Raw genomic sequence first — 18,720 nt, 5'->3', positions numbered from 1 at the left:
CCACGTACGTCCTCGTCTCTAAGCAAGCCAACAGTCTGAACCGCCGCTCGTGCCTCGGGCCGATTGCCAACGTGCGAAAGACCTACACAACTCATCATGCTAGCCGTCCGCTGTGACGATCTTTATGGAGCGATCATGAATTCGAGCGAGGCGAGCCTAAATTGTCTGCTCTGAGACATTCGTTGGGATATGAAGTTCGCAGACCTTGCGAACGTCCTTACGAAAAACGGCGAGGCAGATCATGCGAAATCTCCGGCAGCATCTGCCCGTTCCGAAGCGCAGATGATGGAGGGCTCGTCTCCAGTCGCCATGCGGGTAGCCTCCTGCAACAATATCTCTCGCATCCACAGGCTTTCGGGGTCGCTATTGTGAAGCACGGGCCATTGGACCGCCTCAGCGAAGGCGGGGAATGGCTGCGGGAGCTCCGCAATGCAAAGGGGCATCGTTCTTTGGAAATGCTTTACGAGCCCTAACGGCATCGTCCCTATGCGGTTTGTGCCTACCAGCAGGGGCGGGATCATGCTGAAGCTCTGCACAAGAATGTCGATGCGCCGATTGAGGCCGAGATCGAGTAAAAAGGATTCGTCGACCGGCGTCTTGCGCGCACCTTCGATCTTAACCGCCACGTGGCGCATGGACATATACCGGTCGAATGTAAGAGGCCGCAGCAGTTTACTATTCGTGCTGCAACCTACGCAGACGAGCCTCTCCTCGAATAGGGCCGCCCTGGGGTGCGCGCTGGACATGAATAATTCCGGCAAGATAACAAAATCGACTTCGCCACGGCGGAGAAGCTCATCGCGCTCATCGGTGAGCGCCACCAGTTCGAAGCTGACGGCGGGTGCTTCTCGCGCGACGCGCTCCACGACATTTCGAAAGAATACGACTGTTATAAAGTCAGAAAGGCCGATCCTGAACCGCCGGTTCAGCCGAGCTGGGTCGAACACGTCCCGCGCGATAATTGAGAGTTCAATGTGCGTTAGAGCTTCGCGCACAGGGGCTGCGAGTCCTTCCGCGCGTGACGTCGGGACAAGTTCACGGCCCCTCATTCCGAACAGGTCATCACGGAAGTAGGAACGCAGCCGGGCAACGGCTGCGCTCATGGCAGGCTGACTAAGGTTAATCTTGCGTGCCGCTGCGCTGAGGTTGCGCTCGGTCATTAGAGCATCCAGCGCGACGAGCAGATTTAGATCCAGACCTTTGAAGCGCATGTCTTGTTATCCGGCGTGAACGTAATTGCGACGCCACCGCGAGCAATGACGGCCGCGTCTGGAGAGGTCCTATTGGCTCGCCCGAATGGACATCGTTCCAACTCACGATCGCAAAAAGACGCTCGTGAAATGACCGCAACGATGGAGAGCTCGGCAGTAGGCGAACCAGCGGCCGCCGCAAACCGTCAGGAGTCCCGAAGTTGGTCGGTCTCGCCGCTTCCGGCGAGCCACACAATAGGACCCGGTCAGTTGGTTAATGGCAGATCAACCTAGTGTCCGGCCAGTGCGGTGAGTTCGCCAAAGTGCCCAGTCGACGGCCGCGTAGCGCAGCGTTAGCCACGGCAGCGAACCTACAACCTGACGCAGTGTGCGATTCAAGCCATTTTATCGGCCAAGCTAAACATTAGTGTACTGGAGGAGGGCGTGTTCTGCCGATAGTGCCGGCGTCGCCTGTTTGCAGTGCAAGCGCATCAAACCTCGGCTGCGAGGCCAGGAGCTCACCACGGGCCAAGTCTTCGCAGCAGATCGCCGTCTCTGGCAGCTTCGCGCCAGAGACGTTGAAGTGACGAAATCGTCCGAGCACGATCGAAGGATCGTTAGCGTATTTGGAAGGTGGAGCGGCCTATGTCGAGCCTAGCAGCGCCTGCGAGTTGGAGGCTCCTGATGCATAGATGCCATGTTGGATGCTTCCTCCAGCAATATCCGCCGCATCCAAATGCTCGCCGGGTCGGTATTGTGGAACGCAGGCCACTGCACAGCCTCGGTGAATGCGGGCAGGGGGAGCGGTGGTTCGACGATCCGCAGTGGCATCCGCTTTTCGAAGTGTTTGGCCAGTCGTAAGGGCATTGTGCCGATACGGCCCGTGTCCAACAATATGGGCGGAATCAGGCTAAACCCCTGCACAACGATCTCAATGCGTCTCTTGACGCCGTGCTCAAGCAAAAACCATTCTTCGAGGTTTGGTCTGAGCGCGCGTCCGAACTTCGCCGCAACGTGCCCCATCGAAATGTATTTCTCGAACGTAAGCTGCCGGGAGAGCTGCTTGTTCGCGCGGCATCCCACGCATACGAGGGTCTCGTCGAACAGCGTCGCCTTAGGATGCGCGCTCGACATGAACAGTTCCGGCAGAATCAGAAAGTCGACCTCGCCCCGGCGGAGCAGCTCATCGGGTTCATCGGAAAATGGCAGCAATTCGAAGCGCACCGCGGGAGCTTCCTGTGCAATGCGGTCCACAATTTTGCGGAAAAAGACGATGGTCATGAAATCGGAGAGAATGAACCTGAAGCGTCGGCTCGACTGAGTAGGGTCGAACGCGTCCCGCGATATGATCGAGAGTTGGATGTGCAGCAGGGCCTCGCGAACCGGACCTGCAAGCGCCTCCGCGCCAGGCGTGGGGACGAGCTCGCGACCTCTCATGGTAAATAGTTCATCGCGGAAATAGCTGCGCAGCCGCGCGATCGCAGCGCTCATAGCGGGCTGGCTCAGGTGAATTTTGCGCGCCGCCGCTGTGAGGTTTCGCTCCGTCATCAGAGCATCGAGCGCAACGAGAAGGTTTAGATCAAGTCCCTTGAACCGCATGTTCTGAGTCTATCCATCGTGTGGATGTGTTCCATCGGAACAATCGATTTTACCAAACTGGGGGATGTTGAATAGCAAACATCAGTTTGGAAAAGTAATCGGTCGTACCACGATGGCTGCTGCTCATTCACGCCGGCTCGGAGAAAAAGTACTCGACGTGCGAGCAGCGGGCGCATTCGTCTCGAGGATGGCGATGGTCGGTCCGTGCGAGCCGCGTCGCTTCTTCTCCGTGCGAAGCGCGCTCGCTGGAGATGCCAGGCCGATCTCCGTAAACCTTGGTATGCGCGTTCCATCCGTTTCCATATTGGAGGTTTACCCGCGTACACTTGAGAGCGCGTTTAGCCGCATTCTAGTGTCCCGAAAGAGCGGCAGACGCAGATTGCGGATGCCAAGTAATTCAGGCGGCTCCCAAATAGCTCGCCTGTCCACCGCATTTCAGGGCGTGTCGAAGATGCATGAGAACCAGCTTGATTTGATGCCACTCGGATGCGCCCTCGATGAGGCTCCGCGGATCGAAGGCCTGCCCTTAGACGTCAAAACGTCGACAGCGATGCGAGCCGAGGCGGAAAAGCTCCGTGGGGCGAACAGAGTGTGGCTAGTCCAATCGCCTCGTCGGCATCTTCCGGGATATCTCGCGCGGGGCATTGGCCGAATGACGAGTCCGAACGATGAGATCGCTTCGTCGCGAGCGAAGCCGCACGGCGCGGTGGAGTCGAGAAGTGCCGCGCTCTGGGCGGGTCGTGGCAGCGCATTTGAGTGTTGATCAGTGGTTCGGCGATTAGGGAGTTCACGTGACCATCTCCGCTCATAATTCCACTGGCGCAAGGAAACCCGGCATGAACATTGCCGTATCACGGACGGAAGCTCCTTCTGCACGCTCTCAAGTGCAGTGGAGCCGTCGGTGGGAAAGCGAATTGCAACTCACCGATCATGCCGAACTCGCCGAGTTCTTCCGCAACAGTTACGGGCCGACCGGTGCGTTCAATGCGCAGCCATTTGAAGGCAACCGCAGTTGGGCCGGGGCGAGGCCTGAGGTCCGCATCATCGGTTATGACGCGCGCGGGGTAGCTGCTCATGTCGGGCTACTACGCCGTTTCATCAAGATTGGTGGGGTCGATCTACTCGTTGCCGAGCTCGGCTTGTATGCGGTGCGCCCGGACCTCGAAGGACTGGGAATCAGCCACGCAATGCGCGTGACGTATCCGATACTGCATGAGCTTGGGGTTCCATTCGGTTTTGGTACGGTTCGGCCTGCGCTTGCGAAACATATGACCCGACTGGTCGCAAGGCAGGGGCTCGCCACCCTGATGTCTGGCATTCGCGTCCGCTCCACGCATCCGGACGTCTACCCCAATCTGTCGCCGATCCGCATCGAAGACGTGATCGTGGTGGTTTTCCCGGTTGGACGCGCGATAAGCGAGTGGCCCGCCGGGACGATAATCGATCGGAACGGGCCTGAGTTGTGAAAGAGTGTTTCCCCCTATCCGCTGTCCGTTGCGACTATGCTGACGTGACCGGAAGTCGCCCCGTCTATTTAACCTTTGATGATGGGCCCAATCCATTTTGCACGCCAGAGGTGCTCGATGTCCTGGCGAAACATCAAGCTCCGGCGACGTTCTTCGTGATTGGCACATATGCGGCCGAACAACCTGAACTCATTCGGCGAATGATCGCGGAAGGGCACGAGGTTGCGAACCACACGATGACGCATCCGGATCTATCCAGATGCGGACCAGCGGAGGTGCGCGACGAAGTGCTGACGGCGAGCGAGGCGATCCGTTCGGCGTGCCCGCAGGCTTCGCCCAGACACATGCGGGCACCTTACGGCATGTGGACACAAGAGGTGCTCTCTGCGTCAGCGAGCGCTGGTCTCACAGCTGTGCACTGGTCGGTCGATCCCAGAGATTGGTCACGCCCCGGGGTTGATCGAATTGTGAATTCAGTACTGGCGACCGTTCGCCCGGGAGCAATTGTGCTCCTGCACGATGGATATCCGCCTGATGAGGAGCGACTTTGCACTGCTGCCACGCTGCGTGATCAGACCACGATGGCGCTGTCACATCTGATCCCAGCACTACAACGGCGCGGGTTTGTAATCCGTCCACTCCCTCAACTTCACTGAACAGAACCAACATCCTATGGACCTGCTCGCTACAACCAGTGCTGCCGCTGTTTCGTCTTATGCGCTGCTCTCGACGATATACAAGAGCGCGCAAGCGCTATATGCCCAACCGGCGACGAACCCATCGCTGCAGGACAACCTGGGACGATCGGAGGCGGTCCTTCCCAGTGTAGACGTCATCGTACCATGCTTCAACGAGGATCCAGTCACGCTCGCCCAATGTCTGGAGTCGCTTGCGAGTCAAGACTACACGGGAAAGCTACAGGTCTATGTGGTCGACGACGGATCTGCAAATCGCGACCTTGTCGCGCCTATACACAAAATCTATGCGAACGATTCGAGGTTCAGCATCATCTTGTTGGCAAAGAACGTCGGAAAGCGCAAGGCCCAGATCGCCGCAATACGCAGCTCATCCGGTGACCTGGTCCTCAACGTCGACTCGGATACGATACTTGCCGCTGACGTCGTTACCAAGCTCGTATTGAAGATGCATGACCCGCAAATCGGTGCGGCCATGGGTCAGTTGATAGCGAGCAATCGCAGCCAAACCTGGCTGACCAGGCTGATCGATATGGAATATTGGCTGGCATGCAACGAAGAGCGCGCGGCGCAGGCGCGTTTCGGTGCCGTCATGTGCTGCTGCGGCCCATGTGCCATGTATCGTCGCTCCGCGCTCGCCTTGCTTCTTGATCAATACGAGGCGCAATTCTTTCGCGGCAAGCCGAGCGATTTCGGCGAGGATCGCCATCTAACGATCCTCATGCTCAAGGCGGGATTTCGAACCGAATACGTCTCGGACGCGATCGCAGCAACAGTCGTCCCGGACCGCCTAGGGCCATATCTACGTCAGCAACTCCGCTGGGCGCGCAGTACCTTCCGGGATACGTTCCTTGCACTGCGCCTGCTGCCGGAGCTCGATGGCTATCTGACGCTAGACGTTATCGGCCAAAATCTCGGCCCGTTGCTTCTCGCCCTGTCATCACTGGCAGCGCTTGCACAGCTCCTGATCGTCGGTTCTGTGCCCTGGTGGACGGGATTGACGATTGCAGCAATGACAATGGTCCGGTGCAGTGTGGCGGCCCTTCGTGCGCGCGAATTGCGCTTTCTCGGCTTCTCGCTCCACACACCGATCAATATCTTTCTCTTACTTCCATTGAAGGCCTATGCGCTTTGTACATTGAGCAACAGCGATTGGCTATCGCGCAAGGTCACCAATGTGCCGGCCGAAGGGGAAAAGCAGTCTGTCATCCTGCACCCGACCGCTGGACGAAGTGCTGCGAGCAAATGGGGAATGTCTGGAACAATTCGCAAGGCGGGGTTGTCGTCCAGTGAATCGACCCTGACGGCAACGAAGAGTGCTTGCGCTCACGATCGTTCGACGGCCTGCAAGTAGGTGATTGGCTCATGATTCCGGACGCAAGTCACCAGCTATTAGAGCGAGAGTTGGCTGTCGACGACCCATGGCGCCTCGACAGTAGTTCTTTCGAGCAGGAGCGATACGCACAAATGCTTCGGATGTCGCGTTGCAATGTAAATGTTGCGCGTGCCCTCGAAGTTGGATGTGCAGCCGGCGCATTCACCGACATGCTGGCGCCGCTATGCGAGCGACTCACCGTGGTCGACGTCATGCCGCAGGCCATCGAGCGAGCGCGACGACGGACGTCGAAGCGGTCAAATATCACGTGGGTGGTCTGCGACATTCAGCGGTTCTCAACCACTGAGCAGTTCGATTTGATCGTCGTGGCCGAGGTTCTTTACTACCTCAAGGACGTTGTCGAGATGCATGCGGCTATCCGCAACCTGGTGAGTATGCTCGCTCCAAATGGAGCTCTGATTTTCGGGTCCGCACGTGATGCCACATGTCAACGGTGGGGTCATGCGGCTGGTGCCGAAACGGTGATCGCGCTCTTCACCGAGAGCCTATCGGAGGTCGAGCGACTGCACTGCCGCACCGAATCGGTCAACGAAGACTGCTTGATCGTTCGGTTCCGAAAGCCGGGTCACTCGTCAGAACAATCAAACGTCGGTCACTAGACCAGGGGATCGTATGCGCATCTGCGGTATCAAGTTAACACATGACGGGGCAATTGCCGTCGTCGAGGACGGGCGGCTTGTCTTTTGCATCGAGCAAGAAAAGTGCGGCAACGGTCCACGCTACCAATCCGTCGAGAATCTCGATGCAGTCGTGCTCGCCTTGGCGGAGCATGGACTGGATCCGCGGGATATCGATCAGTTCGTCATCGACGGCTGGGATGGCGAGATTGAGTCGCAGTTCCAGGTCCTAAGTGGCGCTGTGCCGATCGCGCTGAAAGGGGCGCCATATGTCGAGCGCCATGCTGAGGGCCTTCTTGAGTCCGTCGACGGCTTTGGCCTGATCCTTGGAGGCAAGGTCTTTTCATATAAGAGCTACCCGCACGTCACGGGCCACGTCGCGTCAGCGTATAGCACCAGTCCCTTTGCCAGCGCGGGAAAACCCGCACTCTGTCTGGTATGGGATGGCTGCATCTTTCCACGTCTTTACTATGTCGAACCTCGGGGGGCGCGGCTCATTGCATCCCTATTTCCGATGATCGGCCATGCCTACGCCGCCGCGGGCCTTCACTTCGGCCCTTACAGGCAACCGAATCGCTCGAGTTGGGATTTGGGCATAGCCGGCAAGCTGATGGCTTACATCGCGCTTGGCTCTGTCGACGAAAGCATCGTGGCGGTGTTTGAGGAGCTCTATGAAAAGCGCTTCGCCGCTGACACCGAGCAGGCCCGTCGCTACCGCGCTGACATCAACAATGCGGAATCCTCTCTCGCGGCACTGCACGACTTCTTCGAGGCAAGCGCGCTGCGCCTGACGGACAAGCGAGCGGAGGACGTCCTTGCGTCCTTTCATGTGTTCGTGGAGCGTCTTCTTGTCAAGGAAATGGCGATGGTTCTGCTGCGACACTCGTCGCTTCCGGGAGCGCGAAATCTATGTATCGCCGGGGGTTGCGGCCTCAATATCAAGTGGAACAGCGCGCTTCGTGCGACGGGATTGTTCGATGATGTTTGGGTGCCGCCGTTCCCGAATGACAGCGGATCGGCGATCGGCGCCGCTTGCGGGGCGATGGCGGCGCAAAATGGCTTCGGGCCATTGGAATGGTCAGTCTACAGTGGCCCGGACCTGCAGGACAGCGAGCTTCCGCCGGATTGGGAGGCGGCGCCATGCAGTCTGCGTGAACTTGCGGCGATTCTCGCCGACAACAAGCCGGTCGTCTTCCTTTCCGGGCGCGCCGAGCTTGGGCCGCGGGCGTTGGGCGGCAGAAGCATTCTTGCAGCGCCGACGTCGCCGGCGATGAAGGATCATCTCAACGACATCAAGCGTCGAGAGCACTTCCGGCCGGTGGCGCCCATCTGTCTGGAGGACCGAGCGCCAGAAATGTTCAGCCCAGGTACGCCAGATCCTTACATGCTGTTCGATCACCAGACCCGGGCGGAGTGGCGCGACAAGGTCCCCGCTGTGGTCCATCTTGACGGCTCGGCGCGGCTGCAGACAATCTCCCGAAACTCTCCGCACAAGGTCGCCGCGCTTCTCGTCGAATTTGAGCAACTCACGGGACTTCCGCTACTCTGCAACACGAGCGCCAACCTCCACGGACGAGGATTCTTCCCGGATGCTGCCGCCGCCTGCCAATGGGGGCGTGTTGAGCATGTGTGGTGCGACGGCCAGCTCTGGACCAAAACGGTTGTTGAGAAACCGTCGCCTGCTGAACGACTTCTTTCGGCCTAGCATGAGCATGTCCACGGTAGCGATCGACCTTGCCGATGTGAAAAAGTCATTTGGCGACAAGGTCATCGTTAATGAACTGTCGTTTTCGGTTGCGCGCGGGGAATGCTTCGGCCTGCTTGGGCCAAATGGAGCTGGTAAGAGCACGATTGCGCGTATGCTCCTCGGCATGATTGCGCCCGACGCAGGCAAGATTACGGTCCTCAATGAGCCTGTGCCGTCCCGCGCTCGTGTGGCGCGGGTGCGCATCGGCGTGGTGCCGCAGTTCGATAACCTTGAACTCGAGTTCACCGTGCGGGAGAATCTGCTTGTGTTTGGTCGCTACTTCGGCATGAGCGCTCAGGAGATCGAGGCGGTCGCGCCCTCGCTGCTCGAGTTTGCGCGCCTTGAAAACAAGGCGGACGTGCGCGTCTCCGACTTGTCCGGTGGCATGAAGCGGCGGCTGACCCTGGCTCGTGCCCTGATTAATGATCCACATCTACTCGTCATGGACGAGCCGACGACTGGTCTGGATCCGCATGCACGTCACCTGATTTGGGAACGCCTGCGAGTTCTGCTTGCGCGTGGCAAGACGATCCTCTTGACCACTCACTTCATGGAAGAGGCCGAGCGCCTGTGCGATCGGCTGTGCGTGCTTGAAAGTGGATCTAAGATCGCCGAAGGCAAGCCGGACGCGTTGATCCATGAGCATATCGGCTGCAACGTGATCGAAATCTATGGCGGTGATCCACGTCAGCTTCGTGAGATGATCAGACCCTATGCGCGGCACATCGAAGTGAGCGGAGAAACCCTTTTTTGTTATGCCCCATATCCGGAGCGGATACGCGTGCACCTGCGCGGGCGAGCGGACCTTCGCGTTCTGCAGCGACCGCCCAATCTCGAGGACGTGTTTTTGCGGTTGACCGGGCGCGAGATGGAGAAATAAGCGATGGGTGAAGGTTATGCCGCGGTAATGCCAGCTAACGCGTACAATTGGATCGCGGTATGGCGTCGAAATTTCCTGGCCTGGAGGAAAGTCGCGCTTGCATCGCTTCTCGGTAACCTGGCTGATCCCATAACCAATCTGTTTGGCCTTGGCTTTGGCCTCGGGCTCATCGTAGGCCGGGTTGAGGGGACTTCGTACATCGCTTTTCTGGCAGCCGGTATGGTCGCGATCAGCGCCATGACATCTGCGACCTTTGAAACCCTATATGCGGCCTTTGCTCGCATGGACGCCAAACGCACCTGGGAGGCAATCCTGTTCACGCAGCTCACGCTTGGCGATATCGTCCTAGGTGAATTGGTGTGGGCGGCCAGTAAGTCCGTTCTGGCCGGGACAGCAATTGGGATTGTGGCTGCCATGCTGGGTTATGCATCCTGGACGTCCATTTTCTGTGCGATACCAACAGTCGCCCTTACTGGCCTTGTCTTTGCTAGCCTCGCAATGGTCGTCATAGCTCTTGCGCCAACTTACGACTACTTCGTGTTTTACCAGTCGCTCATTCTTACGCCCATGGTGTTTCTTTGTGGCGCGGTCTTCCCGATAAGCCAACTGCCCAGCTCATTTCAGCACTTCGCCGGCTTGTTGCCGCTCGCGCATTCGGTCGACCTCATTCGTCCGGTGATGCTTGAGCGCGGCGTCGGCGACGCTGCGCTGCATGTCGGTGCGCTTTGCCTGTACGCGGTATTGCCCTTCTTCGTGTCGACAGTACTTTTTCGGCGGCGCCTGCTGCGTTGACATGAAATTCCGCAAAAACGCCGAAAAGTGAATTGATGCCATCTCGCGATGCTCTTTTGCGATAGCTCGAGGCTATTCAACCTGCCAGAGCAGCTGCTGCATGGCTTGAGGGTTGTCGTACGTTCGCTGCTATCGCCCGCATGTGAGGGCGGCCAGGCCATCCGACGCACAGGGCGGCATCTGCATCCGACTGAGATCGGTACGTCGACGCTACGCCGCTGAAGAAACGCAAACTTGAAAGAACGCGGCGCACCAGGGATATCGCTGATATGAAGTTCTACCGACGTAGTTCGCCGGCACCGCGATTTCAGGCCATGGCGTCGGACGAGATGCGTGAGACGTCTGCAGTGACGTCTTCTGTCCAAACAGGAGGCCTGGAACAGGCAATGCAGATGCTTAGCGGTTTGAGGAATGAACGATTCGTAGTTTCCCGGCGGCGTACGGGGTTTGGCGATTGCCTGTGGTCACTGGCGGCAGCCTGGCGTTTTGCAAAGCAGACAGGACGGACGCTAGCCATTGATTGGCGGGGATCTTGTTACCTCGATGAGCCATTCACGAATGCCTTTCCAGTCTTCTTCGAACCCGTTCAAGGCATTGCTGGCGTGCGGGTGATTTGCGACGACGAGATCAATAAGTGTTCATTTCCGGGACCATTCTTCCCGGCTTGGTGGAATAAACCATCCATCGATTGCGTCTATCGCCCGGACGAGCAGATTTTCCGGGAACGCGACGAACTCGATCAACTATTCCAAAGTCAGAAAGATAGTGACGCTAACACGGTTGTATGTGACGCCTGCCTGATGTGGCGCTGCGATCAGGAGGCCGAACGAGAAATCTTTCGGAGTATCAAGCCACGACCTGAAATTCAGGCTCGGATCGATGCAATCTACCGCGAGCACTTTGAATCGTACAGCGTAATCGGCATCCATATCCGCCATGGCAATGGCGAGGATATTATGGGGCATGCTCCCTACTGGGCTGATTCGGAGCGCGCCTTGCGACAGGTCTGTAATGCCATTGATAAGGCGAGGGGGTTATCCCACGCAAAACCCGTGAAGGCTTTCCTGTGCACGGACAGCGCAATCGTCCTCGAGAAGGTTTCGACTATATTTCCCGATGTTTGGACGATCCCAAAACGGTTCCAGGCACCTCAGGCCGGCCCATTGCACAAGGCCGGGCTCGGAGCCGAGGGCGGCTTTTCCGCCCTCATTGATATGTATCTCCTAGCGCGCTGCGACACCGTGATCCGTTTTCCCCCGACAAGCGCCTTCACGCGCTATGCGCGTCTCTTTGCCCCACGCGTTATAGAATTCGATTTGAACGATCCGAGTCGATTGATCCTGATTGAAGAAACCTCGCAAGAGTTCGTGGCTTCATGAAAGTCGTAGCCAGGCTGATCGATCTGATTGTCGCTTTTTGCATCCAGCAATATTGGCAGATCTTTTCGGGGCGGCAATTGTCTGCCCAAAGTGATGCTCTGTCGCCAACTTCCACCGCAGACCAGAACGAGGCGGGGTGCGAGTGTCTTCCGCTGAAGCTCGAGAACAATGACCTTAGCGTGACGCCGCCGCGTTAAACAGGGGGAACACGTCTTTGTCGTCGCCTCGGAAGCTCGCAAGTCGAAGCTAATCGGTGGTCGATCGCGGATGAAAATGCGAAAGGTCTCCGTTCAGCCGGCGAGTTCCCTCTTGGCGGTCGGCGCTCGCTGGCGCGGACGGGCGCTCTCGAGCTCCACTAGTCTTGAGGAGAAATTCAGTACGCCGGGTGGTGGTCCGCAACGAATCGGCGGGGCGATGTGCCAGCGCTGGACACAGAACAGGAGCCATGAAGTCGCATCAGTTGCCGACGAACCTAACGTAGAAGCTGGTGACGTCAGCTTTTTGAGTTGAGGCGGCTACTCACCGCAGTCGCTATCCTGATCTCTCGTTGCCTCGACGAGAGGCGTTGGCCATCTGCTGGTCTTCCGGTTGTGCGATCAGCAAGAGAGTGCGGCTCGTTGCCTTCTCGAAGGCGAATGTGCTTGCGATATTGCGTAGCTGATGCACCATCGCTGTCACAAGGCACACGCAACGTGTCTTGAACCCGACAAGCATTGGCTGTGCGCGACATTAGGACGCAAAACGGAAGCCGATTTACATGCATCGCAGTGGCCCAAATCCTGCTACGCGTGCGTCGCGCAGCAGGAGAGGAGGCGAGCGTGGGTCTGGATCTGCCAAATGACGATCTGATCAAAGGCCCGGTGCCCGAAGCAAATTTGGGTTGCCCCCTTCAAGCCCATAAAGCCCGTGTTCGGGGCGGAGAACAGAAGGTGATGTTACTCACCGGCGCATCGCGCGGAATTGGTCATGCCACCGCCAAGCTGTTCTCGGAGGCGGGCTGGCGCATCATTTCTTGCGCGCGTCAACCGTTCGACCACGAGCGATGCCCCTGGGAGGCAGGGAACGAAGATCATCTCCAGATCGACCTCAGCAATCATCGAATGCTGCCGCGCGCGATCACTGAGGTCAAGAAACGCTTGGCCGGTGCACCTTTGCACGCGCTAGTGAACAATGCCGGTGTCTCGCCGAAAACGCCCGCTGGCGATCGGATGACGTCGTTGACGACGTCAATCGAGATCTGGATGAAGGTGTTCCATCTCAATCTGGTGGCCCCGATCCTGTTGGCGCAGGGTTTGTTTGACGAGCTAAGAGCCGCGTCAGGATCGATCGTGAATGTGACTTCGATTGCGGGCTCGCGGGTGCACCCGTTTGCCGGCAGTGCCTATGCGACGTCGAAAGCTGCGCTTGCGAGCCTCACACGCGAAATGGCCCACGATTATGCGCCGCATGGTATTCGCGTGAATGCGATCGCGCCCGGCGAAATCAGGACGGACATGTTGTCGCCCGACACAGAAGGGCGTCTCGTGTCAAGTATCCCGCTTCGCAGAGTGGGAACCCCGGATGAAGTGGCCAGGGTCATCTTCTTCCTGTGCTCGGATGCGGCGAGCTATGTCACGGGGGCCGAGGTACCGATCAATGGTGGGCAACATCTGTGAATCGGCCGGCCTTGGCGACGCAGCTGACGTGAGCTGCAGCAGCGGTGCTTATGTTCTCCGCTGACGACGCGCACGCAATCCGCAAAAATGAAATGAATGCACACCGTAAGTTTACCGTCGTGCCATGAAAAGGTGTCATGGTTCTATGTCATCTCGTCAACACTTGGCGTTAGATCGAGAGTGACATGCAAAACGAAGCTCGCCAACCGGGACAAGGTACCAGGGAGGATGATCAAGAGAACGGAGCCCGCCTCATGCTGGATATACCTTCCTCACGTGAAAGACCTGCCTCGCAACCTGAGCCGGAAGGTAAGCTCTCGGGGGAGCCGTTGCGTGAGAGCGCGCTCACCGGTATCTTCGAAATATCGAAAATACTCACCGCTCCTTGTCGGCTCGAACTCACGTTGGCCAACGTTGTTGGTCTTCTGCAGTCTTTTGTGCAGATACGACACGGCATTGTCTCACTGTTCGATGACGACGGCATGCCGGACATTACAGTGGGCGCGGGCTGGAGCGAAGGCAGCGACGAACGTTACCGGATGCGACTGCCGCGGAAGGCAATCGACCGGATCATCGCGACGGACAGGCCTCTTGTCGTCGAGAACGTGGCCGCCGAGCCGGTATTCAGCGCTGCCGACCGGGAAGTGCTCGGCGCCTCTGATGATATCCCGGTGTCGTTCATCGGGGTTCCGATTCGCATTGATCTGAAGGTCGTGGGTACGTTGACGGTTGACCGGATCCGCGACGATAGGTCGAGCCTCGGGCTCGAGTACGATGCGCGACTGCTCGCCATGATCGCCAACCTGGTGGGACAAACAGTGAAGTTACATCGTTTGTTCGCCTGCGATCGCGAACGGCTGATGGCGGAGAAAGACCGGCTACAAAAGCAAGTACTAGAGCTCAGGCAACCGGCTCGGGAGCGCAAGAAGCTACACGCCCATGGGATCATTGGCGACAGTCCGGCCCTGCGCGGGCTGCTCGAGAAGATTGCGGTTGTAGCCAGATCTAACAGCACGGTTCTGCTGCGTGGCGAATCCGGTACCGGAAAGGAACTCGTAGCCAAGGCCATTCACGAATCATCGTCCCGCGCCAGGCGCCCGTTCGTTAAGCTGAATTGCGCGGCGCTTCCTGAGACTGTCCTGGAATCCGAATTATTCGGACATGAGAAAGGCGCCTTTACCGGTGCATTCAGCTCGCGCAAGGGGCGCTTCGAACTTGCTGACAAAGGAACGCTGTTTCTTGACGAGATCGGCGAGATCTCAGCTTCGTTCCAGGCAAAGTTGCTGCGCGTTCTGCAAGAGCAGGAGTTCGAGCGCGTCGGCAGTAACCAGACTGTTAAGGTCGATGTTCGAGTAATAGCTGCGACCAACAAGAACCTTGAAGAGGCTGTCGCAAGGAGCGAGTTTCGCGCGGACCTTTACTATCGCATCAGTGTAGTTCCCTTACTGTTGCCACCGCTGCGCGAAAGACGCAGTGATATTCCGCTGCTTGCCAGGGAGTTCCTCAGAAATTTTAATAACGAGAACGGCCGTACGCTGACTTTGGAGGCGAGTGCGATCGATGTACTGATGAACTGCGGCTTTCCGGGAAATGTCCGCGAACTCGAGAACTGCATCGAGCGTACAGCGACTCTGTGCGCCGGATCATCGATCGTGAGAAGTGACTTTGCATGCTGCCACGGCCAGTGCCTATCTGCGATGCTGTGGAAAGGCACGTCGGACGAGAGACCAGACCAACCCGCACCCATGCCATCGGTGCCCGCAAAGTCCACCATTCCGCTAGCTCAGCCGAGCCAGCCGACCCAGCCGATCCAGTCTGTTGGCGGCGAACTGGCCTCACTGGGGCCTCCTGGCACAGTTCTCGTTAGTGGCGCGAGGATAGCCGATCGCGAACGGGTCATTGCGGCCATGGAAAGATCTGGCTGGGTGCAGGCAAAAGCAGCGCGCCTGCTCGGACTAACGCCGCGCCAGATTGGCTACGCGCTGAGGAAATATGGAATCGAGATAAAGCGGTTCTGAACGACGACATCGGTGGGAACTGCTACTGCCAAATAGCTATAAGAGGACTATCTCCGATAGGCAATCTCATCGCAGTCTGAAGGAAATGGGTCAGCCCACGGGGCGAGTTGGCCCCGAGCGTCACCGCGCACGCTTGCGGGTCTGCTGTCGAAAGGCGGGCTCACCTGGTTCGATGACGGAGGACTTGCTCGCAATGACATACTTAGCGTCACCTGCGGGCCATGCAATCGCGAACAGTCGGTTGCTGAACATCTAACAAGCGTCATGCTTATTCGTCGATCAAGCTCGGACTAGTGAGCGGCAATGCTCATTGGACGTCAAACCGGTCGGCCGGCCGCTGGTGATTGGCGGCGATAATCTGTCGCAAGCCATCCTGGCCTCGCTCAGCTCGCGCGCCCTGCGGAAAGCGCTGTCGCAGTCCTGACTATGTTAGCATTCGTTCGTCGGGAAGCGGGCTAGAGGGGCGCATCACCCGGTCTAAGCCTCTGTGATGGCAAGTCGATCCCAAAAGGGCGGGCGATGGTACAACACTTGCTGTGCTCTCCGCAGCTGTCGCAGCTTTTGGAGCAACACCGTGCACAATGTCGTCTGCATCAAACAGGTTCCGGACTCGGCGCAGATCCGCGTGCACCCCGTGACCAATACAATCATGCGTCAGGGAGTGCCGACCATCATTAACCCATATGACCTCTTCGCCCTCGAGGCCGCGCTGGAGCTGCGCGATCGGTTCGGCGGCGAAATTACGGTGCTTACAATGGGACCGCCATCGGCGGAAGATTCTTTGCGAAAGGCGCTGACTTACGGCGCCGATCGCGCCGTCCTACTCACCGATCGCTGCTTTGCCGGCTCCGACACCCTGGCCACAACGTATGCACTTGCAACAGCCATCCGAAAAATCGGCAACGAATATGGCCCGACAAACCTCATCTTCACGGGAAAGCAGACCATCGACGGCGATACGGCGCAGGTTGGGCCCGGCATCGCAAAGCGACTGGGCGTATTGCAGCTAACCTATGTTGCGAAGGTCAGATCCTTAGATCTCGCCGCCCATACAATTGAAGCGGAACGACGCTCCGAAGGTGGTGTTCAGGTGCTGCACACGAGGCTGCCGTGTCTGATCACAATGCTGGAGGCAACGAATCAGATTCGGCGCGGCGCGATGCCGGATGCCTTGCGTGCCGCGCGTGCCCAAATCGTGAAATGGAGCGCAAACGATGCCGGTATCGAAGACGTCTCCAAATGCGGCCTCAAGGGATCGCCGACCGTCGTCAAGCGAGTGTTCGCTCCCTCTGCGCGGGCTGAGAAGGCAGCGCTGGTCGAGGCCGGCGAGCAGCCGGCGCAGGCGTTGATAGACGCAATCTTCAAGCGTCAGCCGAAGCTCGAAACCGATCTTGCTGCACTTGTCCGTGACGCTTGATCTGGAGAGCCCATTCTGGGTGGCGGCTGGCTTTTCGCGGTCTGCTGTCTGGCGGCCGTGTCAGGTTCAATACATTTGCAATGAGGAGTCGGTCGCGAGAGTTTGTCAAAGCATTCAGACTGGGAGTGAGTGCACGAGTTGGCACGGTGATTGCTCTAAGCGTGCAAGAAGGCAGCGTAGTGGCGCTAGGGCGGTCCCTTTTTGAGAAGCGTGTGCCGGCCGGCAGCCGGCATTTCGCACAGCTTGCCCCCGAAGGCCCCACGGCCAGGTAGATGCGGATAGTCCTTGCAATGCTGTACGAAGCTCTTAGCAGTTCGATCAAATGGCAGGAGCAGCAACCGCGAGGGCCTGCGCGGCGCAATATTTCACCATGACTCTGCAAGCGAATGCTGACCGTGCCGGGAATTCGCGGCACCGGGATTTTCGTAAACCGGAATCCGTGTTGATCGCCCGTCAGTTGACCTACGCGTTCCCTTCGATGCGCGTGAGCAGGACTGAGCATGGCACTGTCTGCTACCGCGAAGGTGGCCACCAAGAAGTGCGCCTGGATGGTGAACGCGATCACAAGCCCATCGAAACTGACGAACTCGCGGTCGCCAATGGTCGGCCCGGATCCAAAGTGGCGCCGTTAACGATCGTTCTCTCCTCATCGCCAGGGGTCAAATGACATCTCGAGCATCTCGATTTACACCCGATCAGCCTCCGCAGATATGCTGCGAGTACTTGTCTGAGCAGGCGCGAGCCCTGTTCGGCCCGCACCCGTTCGCTGCGGAGATGTCCGAGGACCAGGTCGCTAACCTGCTGCCTGAATATCTGGCGATGTCACAGGCGTTCCCGTACCTGCAGGCGGGGTCGCAACGGGATCTCATTTTCGATGCAATGAAGCACAATCGGGATATTGCGAGGGACGTTGAACTGACCAGCGTGGTCGCAAATTTCATCTGCTGGGATGAGACGGGCGGTTATGGCCAAATTCTCCAGGGCGGCAAGGCGGCGCTACCCGATATTCTCGTGACTGAGAACTTCCACTCAAACCTGTTTAGAAAAGATGCGTCGCAACTCCTCCGCAGAGCAATACGACCCAACTACAGCGCCGCGACCAATCGGTATCTGCATTCTCTCTATGCCGGATTGTCGTCGAAAGATCCCTTAGTGCGTTGCGCCCACATGGTCGCTTTTGAGCTACATGCTGCGGACATGATCCAGTCGCTATGGACGACTCTCGTCAAAACCTTTAAGGCGCGGCCTGACGACCTGGAGTACTTCCGTAGCCATGTCGGCGGAGAAGATCCCGCGGAGAAGTATCACGGAGAAATGACAAGCCGGCTCATTGGCGAACTTGTCCCTCCTGACTGTAGCGCTCGCTTTTGGGATGAATTCCATCGAGCCTATCGGCTTAGCTTTCAGTGGTGCTGCGATCTGCTCCAAATTGCCTCACTCGAAGGAGATGATCACTCGGAGATCGAACACCGTGGCCGTTGTCATTGTGGTTCTGTCAAGTTCTACGTCCAAGCACCGCGAGAGCTCTCTGCAGTTCGATGCAATTGCTCAATCTGCCAAATGTCAGGATTTCTGCACTTGCTCGTACCTGACAATAAGGTCGGAATAGAGTGCGGCGAAGAATTTCTGACGGAGTATCAGTTCAACAAGAACATCGCTCGGCACACGTTTTGCCGGGTTTGTGGTGTAAAGCCATTCTATAGGCCGCGGTCGAACCCCGCCGGGTTCAGCGTGAATATTCGATGCCTGGATGACAGGACCATCGAACGCATAACAATAAGCGAGTTCGATGGCGAGCATTGGGAGCAAGCATTTGGCTCGATGCACCGGGGCCTGGAGTCCTGCATCGAACATGAAACCCTGGAGTGA

Annotated in this window: 16 protein-coding genes; 14 read left to right on the top strand and 2 right to left on the bottom strand. The window is 58.0% G+C overall.

What is annotated here, in order from left to right:
* Positions 1–239 precede the first annotated feature (239 nt).
* Both nodD2 and nodD1 read right to left on the bottom strand, forming a co-directional pair.
* Positions 240–1,211 (bottom strand): transcriptional regulator NodD2, encoded by a 972-nt coding sequence (nodD2, locus tag BRAD3257_RS31975; protein WP_122405192.1) that lies wholly within the window; start codon positions 1,209–1,211, stop codon positions 240–242.
* 633 nt (positions 1,212–1,844) lie between these two features.
* Positions 1,845–2,789, bottom strand: a complete 945-nt coding sequence (gene nodD1, locus BRAD3257_RS31970) for a transcriptional regulator NodD1 (RefSeq protein WP_122405191.1) — start codon at positions 2,787–2,789, stop codon at positions 1,845–1,847.
* Positions 2,790–3,625: 836 nt separating this feature from the next.
* Between nodD1 and BRAD3257_RS31965 the strand changes: the two genes are divergently transcribed.
* The 14 genes from BRAD3257_RS31965 (at position 3,626) to BRAD3257_RS40635 (ending at position 18,720) form a co-directional block, all read left to right on the top strand.
* A complete protein-coding gene (locus BRAD3257_RS31965; RefSeq protein WP_122405190.1) occupies positions 3,626–4,255 on the top strand; it encodes a NodA family N-acyltransferase in 630 nt (209 codons plus the stop codon).
* Positions 4,252–4,911 carry a chitooligosaccharide deacetylase NodB gene (gene nodB, locus BRAD3257_RS31960; protein ID WP_122405189.1) on the top strand — a complete coding sequence of 220 codons (660 nt, stop codon included), beginning with the start codon at positions 4,252–4,254 and terminating at the stop codon, positions 4,909–4,911. Before BRAD3257_RS31965 ends, nodB begins: the two co-directional genes overlap by 4 nt.
* 16 nt (positions 4,912–4,927) lie before the next feature.
* Complete coding sequence (gene nodC, locus BRAD3257_RS31955) at positions 4,928–6,304, top strand: chitooligosaccharide synthase NodC (protein WP_122405188.1); 1,377 nt, start codon at positions 4,928–4,930, stop codon at positions 6,302–6,304.
* Positions 6,305–6,315: 11 nt separating this feature from the next.
* Positions 6,316–6,945: a nodulation methyltransferase NodS gene (nodS, locus tag BRAD3257_RS31950; protein WP_122405187.1), complete on the top strand. Its 630-nt coding sequence runs from the start codon at positions 6,316–6,318 to the stop codon at positions 6,943–6,945.
* Between the two features lie 13 nt (positions 6,946–6,958).
* Positions 6,959–8,668: a nodulation protein NodU gene (gene nodU, locus BRAD3257_RS31945; protein WP_122405186.1), complete on the top strand. Its 1,710-nt coding sequence runs from the start codon at positions 6,959–6,961 to the stop codon at positions 8,666–8,668.
* A gap of 1 nt (position 8,669) precedes the next feature.
* A complete protein-coding gene (gene nodI / locus BRAD3257_RS31940; protein ID WP_122405185.1) occupies positions 8,670–9,590 on the top strand; it encodes a nodulation factor ABC transporter ATP-binding protein NodI in 921 nt (306 codons plus the stop codon).
* Between the two features lie 3 nt (positions 9,591–9,593).
* A complete protein-coding gene (locus BRAD3257_RS31935) occupies positions 9,594–10,382 on the top strand; it encodes an ABC transporter permease (RefSeq protein ID WP_122405184.1) in 789 nt (262 codons plus the stop codon).
* Positions 10,383–10,651: 269 nt separating this feature from the next.
* Positions 10,652–11,761 (top strand): nodulation protein NodZ, encoded by a 1,110-nt coding sequence (locus tag BRAD3257_RS31930; protein WP_122405183.1) that lies wholly within the window; start codon positions 10,652–10,654, stop codon positions 11,759–11,761.
* Entirely contained in the window at positions 11,758–11,958 is a 201-nt protein-coding gene (locus BRAD3257_RS31925) for a hypothetical protein (protein ID WP_122405182.1), read from the top strand. Before BRAD3257_RS31930 ends, BRAD3257_RS31925 begins: the two co-directional genes overlap by 4 nt.
* Before the next feature lie 621 nt (positions 11,959–12,579).
* A complete protein-coding gene (locus tag BRAD3257_RS31920) occupies positions 12,580–13,416 on the top strand; it encodes an SDR family NAD(P)-dependent oxidoreductase (protein ID WP_122406867.1) in 837 nt (278 codons plus the stop codon).
* 185 nt (positions 13,417–13,601) lie between these two features.
* Positions 13,602–15,434: a nif-specific transcriptional activator NifA gene (nifA, locus tag BRAD3257_RS31915; protein ID WP_122405181.1), complete on the top strand. Its 1,833-nt coding sequence runs from the start codon at positions 13,602–13,604 to the stop codon at positions 15,432–15,434.
* Positions 15,435–16,008: 574 nt separating this feature from the next.
* Complete coding sequence (locus BRAD3257_RS31910) at positions 16,009–16,851, top strand: electron transfer flavoprotein subunit beta/FixA family protein (RefSeq protein ID WP_122405180.1); 843 nt, start codon at positions 16,009–16,011, stop codon at positions 16,849–16,851.
* A 322-nt stretch (positions 16,852–17,173) separates the two neighbouring features.
* A complete protein-coding gene (locus tag BRAD3257_RS39450; protein ID WP_145987061.1) occupies positions 17,174–17,518 on the top strand; it encodes a hypothetical protein in 345 nt (114 codons plus the stop codon).
* Positions 17,519–17,574: 56 nt separating this feature from the next.
* Positions 17,575–18,720 (top strand): GFA family protein, encoded by a 1,146-nt coding sequence (locus tag BRAD3257_RS40635; RefSeq protein ID WP_244607776.1) that lies wholly within the window; start codon positions 17,575–17,577, stop codon positions 18,718–18,720.

The sequence above is a fragment of the Bradyrhizobium vignae genome, from assembly GCF_900324035.1.
In the GTDB taxonomy this organism is placed as follows: Bacteria; Pseudomonadota; Alphaproteobacteria; order Rhizobiales; family Xanthobacteraceae; genus Bradyrhizobium; species Bradyrhizobium vignae.
Note: the sequence above shows the minus strand (reverse complement) of the source record. Positions and strands in the feature narration are given on the sequence as shown.